The sequence below is a fragment of the Alteromonas ulvae genome (assembly GCF_048987005.1).
Lineage (GTDB): Bacteria > Pseudomonadota > Gammaproteobacteria > Enterobacterales > Alteromonadaceae > Alteromonas.
In genome coordinates this window covers 2,118,933-2,135,687 of record NZ_CP185261.1, presented here as the reverse complement: position 1 = coordinate 2,135,687, position 16,755 = coordinate 2,118,933, and the positions used below count along the sequence as shown (strand labels likewise).

General features: G+C 43.9%; 14 protein-coding genes. 5 read left to right on the top strand and 9 right to left on the bottom strand.

Annotation, left to right across the window (positions count from 1 at the left end; translation table 11 throughout):
- Positions 1-380 precede the first annotated feature (380 nt).
- Positions 381-1,658, top strand: a complete 1,278-nt coding sequence (locus tag ACOJR9_RS09340; RefSeq protein WP_420935968.1) for a citrate synthase — start codon at positions 381-383, stop codon at positions 1,656-1,658.
- 88 nt (positions 1,659-1,746) lie between these two features.
- Positions 1,747-2,169 carry a DUF3429 domain-containing protein gene (locus tag ACOJR9_RS09335; protein WP_420935967.1) on the top strand — a complete coding sequence of 141 codons (423 nt, stop codon included), beginning with the start codon at positions 1,747-1,749 and terminating at the stop codon, positions 2,167-2,169.
- 126 nt (positions 2,170-2,295) lie between these two features.
- Here ACOJR9_RS09335 and ACOJR9_RS09330 read toward each other — a convergent pair whose 3' ends face one another.
- Together ACOJR9_RS09330 and ACOJR9_RS09325 are read right to left on the bottom strand one after the other, a co-directional pair.
- Complete coding sequence (locus ACOJR9_RS09330; protein WP_420935966.1) at positions 2,296-3,201, bottom strand: pirin family protein; 906 nt, start codon at positions 3,199-3,201, stop codon at positions 2,296-2,298.
- Positions 3,202-3,216: 15 nt separating this feature from the next.
- On the bottom strand, positions 3,217-4,179 hold the full coding sequence (locus tag ACOJR9_RS09325) for a glutathione S-transferase family protein (RefSeq protein WP_420935965.1): 963 nt from the start codon (positions 4,177-4,179) through the stop codon (positions 3,217-3,219).
- Positions 4,180-5,071: 892 nt separating this feature from the next.
- Between ACOJR9_RS09325 and tcdA the strand changes: the two genes are divergently transcribed.
- Both tcdA and ACOJR9_RS09315 read left to right on the top strand, forming a co-directional pair.
- On the top strand, positions 5,072-5,848 hold the full coding sequence (gene tcdA / locus ACOJR9_RS09320) for a tRNA cyclic N6-threonylcarbamoyladenosine(37) synthase TcdA (RefSeq protein WP_420935964.1): 777 nt from the start codon (positions 5,072-5,074) through the stop codon (positions 5,846-5,848).
- A gap of 155 nt (positions 5,849-6,003) precedes the next feature.
- A complete protein-coding gene (locus tag ACOJR9_RS09315; RefSeq protein WP_420935963.1) occupies positions 6,004-6,411 on the top strand; it encodes a hypothetical protein in 408 nt (135 codons plus the stop codon).
- Between the two features lie 36 nt (positions 6,412-6,447).
- Here the strand turns inward: ACOJR9_RS09315 and ACOJR9_RS09310 are convergent, their stop codons facing one another.
- Positions 6,448-7,032 carry a DUF2919 family protein gene (locus ACOJR9_RS09310; RefSeq protein WP_420935962.1) on the bottom strand — a complete coding sequence of 195 codons (585 nt, stop codon included), beginning with the start codon at positions 7,030-7,032 and terminating at the stop codon, positions 6,448-6,450.
- Positions 7,033-7,429: 397 nt separating this feature from the next.
- Here ACOJR9_RS09310 and rimO point away from each other — a divergent pair, with 397 nt between their 5' ends.
- Positions 7,430-8,869, top strand: a complete 1,440-nt coding sequence (gene rimO / locus ACOJR9_RS09305; RefSeq protein ID WP_420935961.1) for a 30S ribosomal protein S12 methylthiotransferase RimO — start codon at positions 7,430-7,432, stop codon at positions 8,867-8,869.
- 74 nt (positions 8,870-8,943) lie between these two features.
- Here the strand turns inward: rimO and ACOJR9_RS09300 are convergent, their stop codons facing one another.
- The 6 genes from ACOJR9_RS09300 to ACOJR9_RS09275 all read right to left on the bottom strand — a co-directional run bounded on the left by ACOJR9_RS09300 (position 8,944) and on the right by ACOJR9_RS09275 (position 16,625).
- On the bottom strand, positions 8,944-9,603 hold the full coding sequence (locus tag ACOJR9_RS09300; RefSeq protein ID WP_420935960.1) for an SDR family oxidoreductase: 660 nt from the start codon (positions 9,601-9,603) through the stop codon (positions 8,944-8,946).
- A 76-nt stretch (positions 9,604-9,679) separates the two neighbouring features.
- On the bottom strand, positions 9,680-10,438 hold the full coding sequence (gene kdsB, locus ACOJR9_RS09295; protein WP_420935959.1) for a 3-deoxy-manno-octulosonate cytidylyltransferase: 759 nt from the start codon (positions 10,436-10,438) through the stop codon (positions 9,680-9,682).
- Between the two features lie 98 nt (positions 10,439-10,536).
- Positions 10,537-10,731, bottom strand: coding sequence for a Trm112 family protein (locus tag ACOJR9_RS09290; RefSeq protein WP_420935958.1), 195 nt, complete (start codon positions 10,729-10,731; stop codon positions 10,537-10,539).
- Positions 10,721-11,752 (bottom strand): tetraacyldisaccharide 4'-kinase, encoded by a 1,032-nt coding sequence (gene lpxK / locus ACOJR9_RS09285; RefSeq protein WP_420935957.1) that lies wholly within the window; start codon positions 11,750-11,752, stop codon positions 10,721-10,723. Before lpxK ends, ACOJR9_RS09290 begins: the two co-directional genes overlap by 11 nt.
- Complete coding sequence (gene msbA / locus ACOJR9_RS09280; RefSeq protein WP_420935956.1) at positions 11,749-13,497, bottom strand: lipid A export permease/ATP-binding protein MsbA; 1,749 nt, start codon at positions 13,495-13,497, stop codon at positions 11,749-11,751. The genes lpxK and msbA overlap by 4 nt, the downstream gene beginning before the upstream one ends.
- A gap of 302 nt (positions 13,498-13,799) precedes the next feature.
- Positions 13,800-16,625, bottom strand: coding sequence for a DNA internalization-related competence protein ComEC/Rec2 (locus ACOJR9_RS09275; protein WP_420935955.1), 2,826 nt, complete (start codon positions 16,623-16,625; stop codon positions 13,800-13,802).
- Positions 16,626-16,755 lie beyond the last annotated feature (130 nt).

Sequence of the window (16,755 nt, the reverse complement as noted above, 5' to 3'; positions counted from 1 at the left end):
CAACGCCAAATAAGGTTATCAGTGCTGGGGCTATGTGACTATATTATATTGAGCAAGTTAATGTCTTTTAATGTAACTGGTTATTCACTCTACAAGAGATAGTTATCCATTAAACGCAACAATCGATAAAAATAACGATTAATGATTTACCTTTATTAGAAAGTAACTAAAAATATTATTATACCTAAGAAAGCGATGTTTTTAATTTGTAACAAAAGCGCTAATACAAATCTCAGTGATAGAGAACATTTGTTATACAAATACTCAATAAAATTGACTTACTGGTGCATAATAAAGTACAAATACGACCACTTTTCCCAATTAAGCGGACATTTTCGTCCGTTTTGCTGCAAACAGAACCATTCTGAGGAGAGCAATATATGGCAGATCAAAAGGCCATTCTTAAAGCCAACAACAAGGAAATCGAGCTTCCTATTTTGTCTGGCACAGAAGGACAAGACGTAATCGACGTCCGTTCACTTGGACAACACGGTTATTTTACTTATGACCCTGGTTTTATGGCCACAGGATCTTGCGAGTCGAGCATAACTTACATTGATGGCGCCGCCGGCGTACTTCTTCACCGTGGTTTCCCTATCGAAGAATTAGCACGCGACGCTGAATATTTAGAAGTATGTTACATGCTTCTACATGGTGACGCACCGTCTACAGAGCAATACGAGGAATTTAAAGAAACAATTACTCGTCACACAATGGTTCACGAGCAAATTAACATGTTCTTCCACGGTTTCCGCAACGATGCCCACCCGATGGCAATGTTGTGCGGTACCGTTGGTGCAATGTCATCGTTCTATCACAGTGACCTTGACGTTTCTAATGAGGAACAGCGTGTACGCAGTGCGCATCGTTTAATCGCGAAAATGCCTACACTGGTTGCTATGTGTTACAAATATAATGTAGGTCAGCCATTCGTATATCCTCGTAACGACTTGAGCTACGCAGCTAACTTCTTAAACATGATGTTTTCTGTACCTGCTGAAGAACATAAAATTAGCCCTGCAGTTGAGCGTGCAATGGACCGTATCTTTACGCTTCATGCTGACCACGAACAAAATGCATCTACTTCTACCGTTCGTCTAGCTGGTTCATCTGGTGCTAACCCTTATGCGTGTATTGCTGCGGGTGTTGCGTCTTTGTGGGGTCCTGCTCACGGTGGTGCAAACGAAGCATGCCTTAACATGCTGGAAGAAATCGGTACGGTTGACCGCATTCCAGAGTTTATCGCGAGAGCGAAAGACAAGTCTGATCCATTCCGCTTAATGGGCTTTGGTCACCGTGTTTATAAAAACCACGATCCTCGTGCCACCGTTATGCGTGAAAGCTGTCATGAAGTACTGAGTGAACTTAACGTTAAAGATCCACTGCTTGAAGTAGCCATGGAACTTGAAAAAATTGCGCTGAGCGACCCATACTTTGCAGAGAAGAAGTTATTCCCTAACGTGGATTTCTATTCTGGTATCGTACTTAAAGCGATTGGCATTCCAACTAACATGTTTACATGCATCTTTGCGCTATCCCGTACGGTGGGTTGGATTTCACACTGGCATGAGATGATGAGCGATCCAAAACAAAAAATTGGTCGTCCTCGTCAGTTATACACCGGCCACAGCCAGAGAAAATATACCCCTATAAAGTAGTTATGAACTAACTGCCTTTTTAAGTTGTAAAAATAGCGCCACGATTGGCGCTATTTTTGTTTATGGCGTATTTTTTTAAGGAGTACAAATGCCCTATTCTGCACTTGGTCTTGGTTTAGCAGGTTTAATACCGTTTATTGCTATGCCGCTGGCCTACGTATTTAATATTTTATCCATTACGCAAAGCGCAACGTACTTCGTACAGTATTCCGCAGTGTTGCTTTCTTTCTTTGGTGGCGTTCACTGGTGGGATTCAATAAGCAATCAGCGCTATGACAGGCAAATGTATTTGGCCATGTTGCCTACAATTGTGGGATGGCTTTGTCTTGTCTTCGCCAGTGATGTAAAGGTTCTCGGCGTGCTGTCGTTGAGCTACGTAGCCGTTATGCTTTACGATAAATTCACTCTCAGCCTACCAAAAGACCAAATTGTGAGTTACATCGGATTACGCATGGGGTTAACCACCGTTGCGGTAGTCAGTCATGCCTGGATGATATTTATATTATCATAAACATGACGATGTAAAAAAGCAGACCGCCACAGCCCTTTTATGCTGTGGCACGGTCTCGTCACGCTTAACTAGTGACTCTCATAATTAGCATCTCTTACATTGCTATAGTGTTACTTGGCAAGTCTCTTATAATGTAAGTGTCCCATTTTTATACGCCTCAAACGCCTCCATTATTTCTTGCTGCGTATTCATAACGAAGGGTCCGTATTGGACAATGGGCTCATTAATTGGCTCACCAAATACCACAATACACTTGCATTCCCCCTTGGCGAGAAGCGTTAGTTTTGAGTTCTCAGTACCTGTGGAAGACAGTACCCCTAGCTCTGTTGCGCTGAGTGTGTTTTCCAATGCTGCTGATTCTGGGTTTACTGTCAACGCTCCCTCATAAACATAAACAAAGCCCTCTTGCATTCCTTTCATATTAATAGAAAGAAGAGAGGATTCATCCTCTGTAGGTGTTAAGTGAATATCAAAAAACGATGGTGCAACAGCGGTGGTTTTTACAGGTCCAGCGACACCGTCAAATTCACCAGCAAGCACCTTCACTGAGGCTCCGTGACTGTTTACAACCGGTACGTCTGACGGTTGAATGTCTTGGTAGTTAGGCGATGACATTTTTTCATGAGACGGAAGATTCACCCATAATTGAAAGCCTTGTAACAGGCCCTCTTCTTGCTCTGGCATTTCTTCATGGATAATACCTTTACCTGCATTCATCCACTGGATCCCACCTGCCTCTATAACCCCCTCGTTCCCCACGGAATCTTTATGGCGCATCTTCCCTGCCAGCATATAAGTTACCGTTTGGAACCCCCTATGTGGGTGGGCAGGAAAGCCAGATAAATATTCATTCGGTTTATCGGAACCAAAAAAATCGAGCATTAAGAATGGGTCAAGCCTAGGGAGCATTGGCTGACCGATGATACGTGTTAACGAGACACCGGCCCCATCACTCGTGGCTACCCCTTTTACCCGTTTTGTGACCGAGCGTTGAGTAACATCGTGTTTTTGATTATTTGTGTTTGAATTCATAACAGGTGCTCCCGCTCATTTACCGTATTTTTCTCTGCCATGGGCAGACATCAAATCTTGAGATGGTCCTACTGGAATAACTTGGGTTGGGTTAATCATGGTATGACTAAAATAATAATGACGTTTTATATGGTCAAAATTCACGGTCTCTGCCACGCCAGGTACTTGATAAAGCTCCTTCATGTACCCGAATGTATTTGGGTAATCGGCTATTTGCTTTCTATTACATTTGAAGTGTCCGTGATACACGGGGTCGAAGCGTATTAAGGTAGTAAATAGACGCCAATCTGCCTCGGTTAGCGTGTCTCCTACTAAATAACGCGATGAGGAAAGACGAGTTTCAACCTCTTCAAGGGCATCGAACAACGCATTGACGGCTTCTTCATACGCCTCTTGTGTAGTGGCAAAACCAGACTTGTACACCCCATTATTGATATTGTGATAAACCAAGTCGTTGATATCGTCTATGTCAGAGCGCAATAGTTCGGGGTAATAATCATCATGATTCCCTGTAAGCGCATTAAAGTCGCTATTGAGAATTCGAATGATGTCTGCCGACTCGTTATTGACAATGGTATTGTGCTTTTTGTCCCACAAAATTGGCACAGTCACTCGTGTTGTAATATCGGAATCAACCTTGGTGTACAGCTGATGAGCAAACTTAAAGTTAAAAAGTGTATCGCCGGTTGCCCCAGGATAGTCTTTAAATTCCCAGCCGTTATCGAGCATTTCTGGGTGCACGACAGACACATCGATGTGGGATTCTAGGTTTTTCAGCTTTCGAAAAATCAGTGTTCTGTGGGCCCATGGGCACGCTAAAGACACATACAGGTGATAGCGTCCGCTATCAGGGGCAAACTTACCGTCACTATCGCTTATTCGATGACGGAACTTACTTGCCTGCCGTTCAAATTTGCCGCCACTTTTATCAGTGTCGTACCATTTATCTTGCCACTTTCCATCAACTAATAAACCCATAACCATACCTCTGTAATAAGGACGCGTTGACCGTTGCCGTACATTCGAACCAACGGTTTTTAAAAAGGTCAACCCGCCTAAGTATTGAACACCATAATGGACATAGCCTAATTAAAGCATGTAATTTATAGAACGTATGTTGACTTAATACGGATTTATCATTCTAAAAAAGCAAAAGAAACGAGGGCGTGTTGTTCTTTGTTGTACGAGTTTTGGGCCAAATGGAAGCATTTTAATCGCGAAACCGTCCTGTAGGCCTAGTGGGCTAAGTCAAAGGGCCCAAATAAAAAAGCGGCGACAAAGAGTAAAATGCTTCCATAACGCCCCCTTCGGGCAGCGCCTGTGAGCTATTTATCCTGCGTTAAATGGTTTCGATTTAGCCCGCTAGACCTTCAACCATTCGCCTTGTCTAAATAGCTCACAGACCGCTGCAAAAATGTACAGCAAAGAACAACACGCCCGATAATTAGTGACCCGTTATGAGTACAAAAAACGTATCGTCAATTTTATATGTTGAGTCCACTGATGATTCTGGCAATGATTTTTGCGGTGATTTCTGAGAAAATACGACCAGTTTTAATTTAGGTGCAGCGAAGGTTGGCAAAAGGTGTAGCTAAGGCGCTAATAGAGTGCTGACGGAGTGCAGAGTAAAGCGCCGAAGGGTTCATTGAGCTTTACACTGATTTTGTCATAGAGCTATTCACTGAATTGGTCATTGAGCTATTCCCTATATTATTTACCATGCTGTGCGAAATACTAAACGCAAAATATAGTGCGAATCAAAGTGCGATAAAGATGTTTAGCGCACAACAAGCCACTCGCAGCGATAAACAACACTATTTGAACAAGCTTATTCCATTGAGCGAGTCATAACGAACTGAGTAGAATTACCATGTCTGAAGACCCACGGTTAGGTGGCATAGTGCGCCTGTACGGCGCCGAACAAACCCATGCACTAGCGAATAGCCATGTTGCCGTTATTGGCATAGGTGGCGTGGGCAGTTGGACCGCAGAGGCTCTAGCGCGCTCGGGTATGGGCAAAATTACCCTAGTAGACTTAGATGACGTGTGTGTCACTAACACGAATCGCCAAATCCACGCACTCAATAACACAATAGGCGAGCCGAAGGTCGAGGTAATGGCATCTCGCATAGCGCAAATCAATCCAGCGTGTGAGGTTGCAGTGATTGAAGATTTCATTACTCCTGAAAATACAAAAGATATGCTAACAACTGAGATGGACATGGTTGTGGATGCTACTGACAGTATTCGCGCTAAAGCAGCCATGATTGCCCACTGTAAACGCAATAAAATCCCTATTGTTACTGTTGGTGGGGCAGGCGGTCAGATAGACCCTACCCTAGTGACACGGGGCGACTTATCAAAGACAACTCAAGACCCTCTTGCAGCAAAGCTTCGCAGTGAATTACGACGTTTTTACAATTTCAGTAAAAACCCCAAACGCCGTTTTGGCGTTGAGTGTATCTACTCCACTGAACAGCTTCGCTACCCCCAGCCAGACGGCTCTGTGTGTTTCAGCAAATCAGTACTGGAAGGTGGAACCCGACTGGATTGCGCTGGAGGCTTTGGTGCCGTTGTCACAGTAACGGCTACCTTTGGCATGTTCGCAGCAGCAAGCGTTATAAACCGATTAACGGGTAACAAGTAATTTAAACGCGCTTTCATATTACCTTAGAGCAAACAACCTGTTATATTTCAATGTCTATTGTATTTATGGCTATTGTATCGTCATACCCGCTATATTGTACTGACTAGGGCGTGTAGATCGTAATCTACCGCTGTATCGCCTAAAAGGAGAAGACTGTGTCACCAGAAGAGCTCAATAAATTAATGGCCGATTGTGCATCCGACGCAAAAGTTGTCGCATCTACAGAGTTCGACATCACGCTTGATGATTCACCGCAAAGCATTGCAACAGTAGATGATGTTTTACTTAGCTTTATCGACAAGTTTCACGACCAAGCTCTAGAAGATGAAGCGGTTTTTACTATTTGTAATATTTTTGGCGCCTACGTGGGTGAAATATTAAAAAATCAAATTGGCGGCGAGTGGATTTACGATCAGTCAAACCCGAAAGCCCCAGCGGTCTTTTTAGGTGTTGGTAGCAATACGTATGCATTAGCTGGCATTTGTTACGAGCGTTTGGTCAACGACAGTCAAGTGAGTGTCTATGCCTATTATGAACAAGCCTTGGCCAACCATAAGCACTAATGTTGCTATGACTATCAAGAATAAGGGTTAGCTCCCTTAACTTTTGTTCCCCCCTTCATCCGGCTGTTCAACCTTATCTTCAATATGGTATTTTGAGGCGTTTTGGTTTTTGCATTGTTCTTTGCTTTGCTTGTCATACGTCTCAGCGGTCTCTACGAAGGGTATTGCCCAATCGTAAATCATCCATTTTAAGTGGCGACTACGAGTTACCACATAGAGTGTCACTGAATAGAGTAAAATCTTTACTGCCGTAACCACCTCAAACCCCCATTGATGATGCATGAGATAATAGATTTGAGACGTGAGTAGAATAAGCACCCCTATTTGTATAGAGGGCAAAATACAATGACGCCAACTTACAAGGTCGTGCTTCCATAAGCGCTCTCTTTGACTGATCAATACAAGCGTGAGCAATACTGGCAAGCTCGCTACCAAATTAAGGCCTAAGGCTTCCTTTTGAGGATAGAAAAAGGCTAGCAGGTCAGTGGTTTGTGTGCGAGATGCAACGGAAAAAATAAACACAAGCCAGTCCATACAAAGTAATAGCAATAGCGAATACAACCAGACAGGCGGCAGTATTCGTCCAGATTCATCATAGTACTTCAAGGGTAGTTTTAGCATTGGGTCAGCTTTGTCATAGTCGATTTCATTTTAGTTTTTGTTTTAGCGCAAGTCTGGTTAATGGGGCTGTGAATATAAAATTAAAGCGCACTCGCTAAAATACCGTTAATTAAAAGCTGCCTCTTGGTAACATCACCACCTTTTTACCTAACTTAATCAAACCCTTTGCAAAAATGTATAGCAACGATAAGCCTGCCTCTTTTTACTCGTGATTAAAAACGTCCAATTTGAAACTCCTGATTTGAAACTTCTGAGTTAAAACGTCTGATTTAATGAAAAATGGGCAGCTATGTACTGTGTTATTGTGCCACTTACTGTATACTTTGCGCCCTTTTTAAGTCGCGCCCAATTTACGTATAGTCATTGGGACATCGTCATTGGCTAGGTGATATTTTAGATGACAGTAGAAACGTTTAATCCTAACAAAGTAACCAACAACACAACGACGTTAGAGACGCCGGTAAAAGTGTTGAATGAGACCAAATCGAACAACGCCAGCAACGGCAGTCGTATCGGTTTTGTTTCGTTAGGCTGCCCCAAAAACTTAGTGGATTCTGAGCGTATTCTTACTCAACTTCGCACAGAAGGCTATGATGTTGTACCTACCTATAACGATGCCGACCTCGTCATTGTTAACACCTGTGGGTTCATTGATGCCGCTGTTGAAGAGTCACTCGATACCATTGGCGAAGCACTTAAAGAAAACGGTAAAGTTATTGTCACCGGCTGTCTTGGCATTAAAGAAGACGAAATTCGCGAGGTGCACCCTAACGTTCTCGCTATTACAGGTCCTCATGCGTATGAAACCGTGGTAGAGCAAGTGCATGAGCATTTGCCAAAACCGTCCCATAACCCGTTTGCTGACCTTGTTCCCGACCATGGTGTAAAGCTTACTCCAAGGCACTATGCGTACTTAAAAATATCGGAAGGCTGTAATCACAGATGCACCTTCTGCATTATCCCTTCTATGCGTGGCGACCTAGTCAGTCGCCCCGTGGGCAGCGTGCTTGATGAAGCTAAACGCCTAAAAGATGCTGGAGTAAAAGAGCTTCTTGTCATATCACAAGATACAAGTGCCTATGGTGTTGATATGAAACACAGAACAGGCTTTTGGAACGGCATGCCGGTTAAAACCCATATGCAGCAGCTGTGTGAAAAGCTAGGTGAAATTGGAATTTGGGTACGTTTACATTACGTGTACCCCTACCCGCATGTTGATGATCTCATTCCGTTGATGAACGAGGGTAAGATTTTGCCCTACCTCGATATTCCGTTTCAGCACGCGAGCAAACGTATTCTTCGTTTAATGAAGCGCCCTGGCAGCTCAGAGCGAGTACTTGAACGAGTGAAGAAATGGCGTGAAGCATGCCCGTCACTTGTTATTCGCTCTACATTTATTGTTGGCTTTCCTGGTGAGACAGAAGAAGAATTTGAAGAGCTTCTCGAATTCCTGCGAGAGGCGCAGCTTGACCGTGTTGGCGCGTTTGCTTATTCACCCGTTGAAGGTGCAAGGGCTAACGAGCTGCCTGATCCTGTTCCAGAAGACGTTAAGCAACAGCGCCTAACACGTTTTATGGAAGTTCAGGGAGAAATAAGCGCGGCTCGCCTTCAAGCCCGTATTGGCAACGAATACCAAGTGGTTATTGACTACGTAGACAGCGAAGGTGCAGTAGGTAGAACCTACGCTGATGCGCCAGAAGTTGATGGCCTTGTTCATCTAAACGGCGTCTATGATGTGAAACCAGGTGAGCGTGTTTGGGCCGAGGTAATCCACGCTAACGAGCACGACGTTTGGGCTGTGCTGTCTGAAGAGCAGGATGAACAAGACGAAGCGTAATACCAATGGTATAAAACACGCAATACGAAAAAAGGCGCTAATAGCGCCTTTTTTTGGTTCTTGGCTTTTGCTTTTTACCAAGGCAATATTTCACCATTGGAATGAACAAACTGCCCAGTAGACTCTAAATTTAATTCAGAGATGCGTTCTACCAAACGCTCAGCACACGTAGTGGTGTCAATATCACCAGCGCCGCCCACCATTTCGGTTTGCACAAAGCCAGGGTGAAATAGGCCAACCGCTATGCCTTTCGGCTTAAGATCGTTAGCTAACGACACGCCAGCGGCATTTAGCGCTGCCTTTGACATGCGGTAGCCATAATAGTTGCCAGAGCCATTGTCGGTCATAGAGCCCATCCGACTGGTTATTAATGCAACCTTGCTACCTGAAGATAAGCGTGGCAATAACAGTTGGGTAACGAGTAATGGGCCTAATGCATTGACTCTAAATTGATAATCAATGGTATTTGGATCCCAGTCATCAATAGATTCTTTGCCCAACACCCCTGCATTATTAATGAGCACATCAATATTGATATTAGACAGCGGCGCCAATTGCTCGCCCAACGTATCGGGCCGAGACACATCTACGCCCTGAATCACATTGATACCTGTACTGTTTAATTCGTCACAGCTATTTCGGCATGTTGCATACACTTTTGCGCCTTGCTGTTGATATTGCTTGGCCAGTGCGAGTCCGATCCCGCGATTGCCTCCCGTTATAACAACATTCATAACGCCTCCCTTTGTGTGTATTCTCTTATATGGTTAAGTTGATAAAGTTGATTAAACTAATTTAGATATTTTAGATTTAGCTGTGTTGTTCCAGAGCAACTAGCAAACGTTCTAAATCTTCAGGTGTATCGATACCTATAGGTGGTGGTGCTTTAGCCTGCTGGCAATGAATGCTATCGCCGTACCACAAGGCTCTCAGTTGCTCTAGCGATTCTATTTGTTCTAAAGCGCTAGGTTCATAATTCACATATTGCTCGATATATCTTGCTCGATACGCATAAATGCCGATGTGGCGATGATAGAGCGCCGTATTTGCATCGCGCTTATCACTCATCATTCTATCCCGTTCAAAGGGAATGGGTGAGCGTGAAAAGTATATCGCTTCGTTATTCTTGTTAACCACAACCTTAACAATATTAGGGTTAAACACATCATCGGTACTGGTAACCTGTGTGGTTAACGTAGCCATCTCACACTCTTTAGTATGCGCTAAATTTAGCGCAACTTGACGGATATTTTCTGCGGGAATAAAAGGCTCATCGCCCTGCACGTTAACCACAATGTCGTCTTTGCCGAGCGACATCGTACGAACCACTTCGGCAATGCGCTCAGTACCAGACTGATGCTTGGAAGAGGTCATGCAAACCGTGCAGAATTGACTTGCTACTTCTTCAATTCTATCGTCGTCGGTGGCCACTATGATGCGCTCTGCACCGGCTTCTTTAGCACGCTCAACAACATGCTGAATCATTGGCTTTCCGTTAATGGATGCTAAAGGCTTACCAGGAAAACGACTGGAACCAAAACGTGCGGGTATAACAACTGTAAATGCCATAGCTTGAAGTACCATTTATAAGGACAAAAGACTTACTTGTTATTGTTTGCAATACAATTGCAGTAAAACAATAGCGCTTGGTGAAAATCGCTATTGTTTTAGCGAGTCGCGTCCACTTGCTCTAGCGACAAGGTCGTTGCTTTGGCTTCTATCAACACAGGAATGCCGTCTTTAATGTCATAAGCAAGACGGTCAAAACGGCAAACTAAACTGTTGTTAGACTCACCTAAGACAAGTTTTCCCTTGCATACTGGGCATGCTAATATATCTAAAAGCTTTTTATCAAACGCCATCTTCTTTTTCCTTTTCACTACTTTTTATAACCAGCCCCGTTGTGGCTAGCTTATTATCTATCGCATTAAAAAACGCATCACTAATGCGTGCACTCACTGGCAGAAACCAGCAGCCGTCGTGGGCATATGAAGCTACCTTTACCGCGTCTTTTTCGGTCATTACCACAGTACCGTCAGGAATATCATCGCGAGTAAAATGATAGTGATCGGGAAACGGTAAAGACGCAATGAGATTGACCCCAATAGCCTTTAACTGATTGAAAAAACGCTGAGGAGAGCCAATGCCCGCGAGGGCGGTCACTGGCTTTTCACGGAGAGACTCCACACTAACCTGCCGGCCCCGATCTCGAATATTAATGAGCTTTCCCGGCTGTAACGACATGGAAAACTGCCGCGAAACAGGATACTCGAAATGAGGAACGACATCACTGTTGTGGACGATTGCATCCACGTTAGCTAAACGCCACTTCCCTTCTCGTAATGGCCCCATGGGCAACAAAAAGCCGCTACCCACTTCTCTATCGTCCATTACCACTAATTCAACGTCTCGATGCAGAGCATAATGCTGCAGGCCATCATCGCAAATAATGAGTTGACAACCCAACTCCTCAACCAGATAGCCCGCGCCACGAGCACGTACTGGGTCAATTACCACGGTACAACCGCTTCGACTGGCTAACAGCCTAGGTTCATCACCTACCTCTTCGGCGTTATCATTCTCATTCACCTTTCGCGGGTAAAAACTGGAGTTGCCGCCATAACCACGGCTAAGAATACCCACTTTAATGCCATTACGGGTGTAATACTCTGCAAGGGCCAATACGACTGGCGTCTTTCCATTACCACCCACCGAAATATTGCCAACCACGATGACCGGCGCATTCACTTTTACGGCTTTCTTAACACCTAGTTTAAATAGCAGTCTTCTAAATGAAGAAACACAATAAAAAAGGAGTGTAAGCGGCGCTAACAACCATACCAATGGATGTCCGCTATACCACTTTTTTACCCAATCACTCACTTAGCATCACCAAACTGCAGTGTATGAAGCTGTGCGTAATGGCCATTTTTCTCGAGCAGTTCGTGATGGCTCCCTTTTTCGACAATCTGACCCTGCTCGACCACCATAATAGCATCGGCACTTTCAATGGTAGATAATCTGTGTGCTACCACAATACTCGTGCAGCGCTTTTGCAGTGTTTCTAACGCATCTTGAATTAACTTTTCAGATTCTGTGTCTAGCGCCGACGTGGCCTCATCAAGAATGAGAATAGGCGCCTCAGCTAGAATAGCCCGTGCGATAGCAATGCGCTGGCGCTGGCCTCCCGACAGCATCAGGCCATTTTCGCCTATGACGGTGTCTATTCCATCTGGCAAGTTAGCGAGAAACTCTTCAACATGAGCCATTTTTGCTGCGTGTTCAATTTGGCTGCGAGTGACATTTTCTCTCGCGCCATAAGCAATATTGTTAGCAATGCTGTCATTGAACAGAGTCACGTTTTGAGACACCACGGCAAACTGAGCACGTAAGTCTTTAAGGTCTATTGAATTAAGCGACTTGTCATCTATGCGAATTTCACCTTGTTGGGGCACATAGAATCGCGTGAGCAACGACGATATCGTAGACTTTCCGCTTCCAGAACGCCCCACTAAAGCAATGGATTGGCCAGGGTTTACAGTAAACGATACATTAGACAGAGCTGGTGTTTGCTTACCTGGGTAACAAAAAGTGACGTCATCAAATTCAAGCTTTCCGACAGCGCGTTCAATAGGTACTGCGCCGGTATCATCTTCATCCTGTTGGTCTAAAATTTCAAAGATACTGGTACAGGCGGCCATGCCCTTTTGGAATTGATTGTTAATGGTAGTGAGCTGTTTAAGGGGCTTTAACAGCATGACCATACAGAACACGACATTAATAAATACCCCAGCGGTGAGTTGTTCTAACATGCCTGGGGTACTGGCAATAAATAACACAACTGCCAAGGCAATAGAGGCAATAACCTGAATGGATGACACGCTGAGAATTTGAGTGACAGACAGCTTCATAGTTTGCTGACGATTGTGATTATTTTTTTCTTTAAACTTGTCCTGCTCCATTTTTTGTCCGCCGAACATGATCACCACCTTGTGGCCGCGAACCGCTTGCTCTACTGATGAGGTAAGGTTACCCATAGAGTGCTGAATGTTTTTGCTTACCACCCTAAAACGCTTGCTAACAAAAGCAACGATAATGGCAACTAACGGGCCGATAAGTAGGAATATAAGGGACAACTGCCACGAGTAATAGAACATCACCCCTAAAAGGCCTATCACTAATGCCCCCTCTCGAATAAGGGTAAGCAGAGCTTTACCTGATGCATTAGCAACTTGCTCGGTGTCGTAGGTCACTTTACTGATAAGCCCGCCAACGGCGTTGTTGTCGTGAAACGACACCGGCAAATGGATATACTTTTCAAATAGCTGCTGGCGCATACGCATTACCACCTGTGCGCCAATCCAGCTCAATGTATAGGTGCCTAAAAAATTGAATATACCTCGTAACAAAAACAACGGAACAATGGCATATGCAGCAAGGCGCAAGTATTCGTGATCATTTTTTCCCAATGACTCATCAATCATGGGTTGAAGCTGCGCAAAAACAAAAGTGTCCACCGCCGAATAGCCAATCATACCAATGATGGCAAACACGAAAGGCACCTTGTACACCTTGAGGTAGCTAAGAAAGCGCTTAATTTGAAAATCCGAGGTGTCGGCTTGCTGCATGAATTGTTTTCACCCGTCTTATTTTTTATAAATTGATCGATAAATTGTCCGATTATTAAAGCCCAACGCGTTGTTGTGTCTTTAACGAGGCTTTTTGACCTTTCCTGCGTATTACAGCAGCCCTATGTGTGCCTAGAAAAGAAGAATATTGCAAGACTTATCAGCAAAATAAAAACATCTCACACGGAATAATCGGTACAAAAACCCTGAACTGTATTGTACTCGTTATTCAATCAATTCACTAATTTCACTCCTCATTTGCCTAAAATGCCATCGACCGTTTTGGTGTCAGGTGAGTGAAATTAAAAGTCTAATGAGAGATGAGTAGGATATCGAGCGTCAAGATACCATCGTTTATTTAAGTCAAAACGCTGAGAGTCAATAGTAAAATCCGCAGCGTTAATATTAAAAAAAGCACTACTATTATCGGCTGGAAAGGTAATTGTTAAATAACCATGAAAGCTTGTCATATAATAAGGAATGTTCAGTGCATCGTAGCGCGTTATGACCTCCTTTGCAGGAAATTGCCAACGATTCTCGAAGCCCTGAGTGAAAATGACTGCTTTAGGCGCCACGCTTTTCAAAAACACGTCAGTAGAAGATGTATTACTGCCATGGTGCGGAGCAATAAGTACGTCTGCATTTAGATGTGCTTGAAAGTTTGTCTGATGACGTTCAGTTCGGCTTTTATTAATGTTTTGAGGTTCTTCAAGACTGTTGGCCCGCGCCTCAGTAGGTGCTTGGTTTTGGGTTTGAATACCAGTATCGATAAAAAATTGCTGTGAAGATTGCACTGTGGACAAGTTAATAATGGCATATTCTGTCGTCCGCTCTATATCACCAGGTAATAAAATACTGTGCTGACCATTGGTTATTCTTAACACACATGAGTGTTCATTGTTGTTAATCGTATTTCCAGACTTTGGCCACAAAAAGTGAATAGCTAGCCCTTGCCATCGCTCTACGTGCCCACGCTCGCAGTTTTTTGTGGGTGAAAACCACAATGCATTTTTCGCTAATGGCGACGATAATAATGCCGCTTTTCCGCCGGCATGATCGTTATCTTTATGTGTATGGACAATAATGTCTATCGCCTCCACGCCTTGCCTTTTGAGTAAAGGGAGCAACACAGCGCTCGCCGTATAGGCAAGGTTACGATAGCTAGCGCCCGAGTCGATAACCATGGCTCTTTCGCCTTTGATCACCACTATTGCACTGGCCTGCCCTGCATCTAACACATGCACCTTCCACTGTTCAGGGTTTGACGGGATATAAAGAGCAATAAACGGAACGGTTAACACAAACAATGCATGTCGCTTGTAACGCCATGAGGGAGCGATAAGGACCATCATGAAAACCAGAAGACAGGCTGCTACTTCCGAATCAACATTTATAGCAACTGCTGCCCAGTCATAGAGGGAAATGTAGCGTAAAACGCTAAGTAACCACGATAAAGCACTATCTAAGTAAGTGAAAAGTAATTCAGCCAAACGATAAACTATACCAATTGACAATTCTCTATAGCCTTGCAGTAGCGTGAGCACAAGCAAAATTATGAGTGCGGGAGGCAGTAATAGTGTTATTACTGGCACAGCAATAATATTGGCAACTAACCCCGCTATCGAAATCGAGTTAAAGAAAATGATGGTTAAGGGCGCCATAAATACGCCAAGTAAAAACTGCAATCCCACTAGAGTGCTAAACCGTGAGGCATTTGCAGTGGGAAATCGTGTGGTAAGAAACCAAATATAAAGGACGGCACAAACGCTAAGATAAAAGCTAGCGCTCAATATAGACAATGGAAAAAGCAAAATACTCATTGCAACCATGGTGGTGGCAAGATGTATGGGTCTGTAGGCAATAAAAAATAGTGAGAACAAGCTCGCAATAGTGAGCAGCACGAATGCTCTGACTACAGGGAGAGCAAGGCCACTCAACGCAGCATAAAAACCGCAGACTACCCATACGGCCATAATAACCATTATTCGGTATTTTATTGAAAATAGTAGATTTGATTCGTATTCTTCTTTTGAAGAGAACAGCAACAACGTGAGCCAGTGAGGGAGACGCAGAATTGGGGCAAAATGCTGCACTAATCTCGTTGTGTAACCTAAAACGAGAAGAAATCCACCGCTAAGTAAAAGTATGTATGCTGCGACCACACCTAGATGCATTCCTGAAATGCTAAACAGGTGTCCTGTGCCGGTAACTTGCAATAGGTGCCAATATGATTTGTCGAAATTAACGCGTATGCCTACTAATAACGCTTGCCACCAAATCCGGTTTTGAATCTCGATATTGTTTAATTCAGCCGCCATACGTAATCGGAAGCTGTGCTTGTGCTTAACAGATGCCGAATGTAAGGTTTTGATGTATCCGGTTACATGAACGTTATCGACCAACAACTGCTTTTGTTTATTAAAACCAACGGGGTTTTGGGTGCTGTATCTAGGTTTAAGCTTCACTACCGCAGAAAATTCATCGCCGTTGTGTAGACAGCGTTTGGCATCAACGTCTTTCACCAACGTATAATCAGCCATAGATAGCAGCCCTTTCTTTCCCACTAAAAAATCTGCACCGCCCTCTACCGGAGGAAGCTTTTCTAGAGTGCTGTCTTTTTTTCCCTTTCTGTTTTGTGCACGTCTTTGTGTGTTAATTTGAGAGCGGTTACGCCGCGTTACTGCCGGCTCTGATACAATAAACTTGACTAAGTATTTATAGTTTTCTTTGAATGTAGAAGAGTACTCAGACTGGATATTGACTGATGGGATACAACCGCCTTCGAGTACGCGAGCTCGAATTGGAATCTCTTTTTGAATTTTGTCGTTTGGGAGTTGCCAAGCATAGTGATAATGCCCTACACTCGCCACCAATAGTGCTCCGGCAACACAACCGCTTAATACTAGGGCACAATAATCGTTGACCTTACAGGCTTTGGCTGTAAAAACGTCAAATGTTTTGTTGAGGTGTCTGCTATACAAGGAAAGAAGCATGGCCAACGTACATAAGGCAAACGGAACCGTTAATAATATCGTCAATTCGATTTTGGTAGGTAGCCGAGGCCAAAAGACGGCACTTAACGCACCTAAGCAAAAACTGATTAGCCAAATTGTGATACGATTTACCATCGGCTCACGTAATCATTAATGCGTATTTCGTGGTGAGTCGCGTGCAAAGCGCGTGCGCGTCTTGCGAGACATACTTTCTTTTTTATAAGTAATAGATTGCGAGCTATCATGTTCTTTTTGACCCAAATTT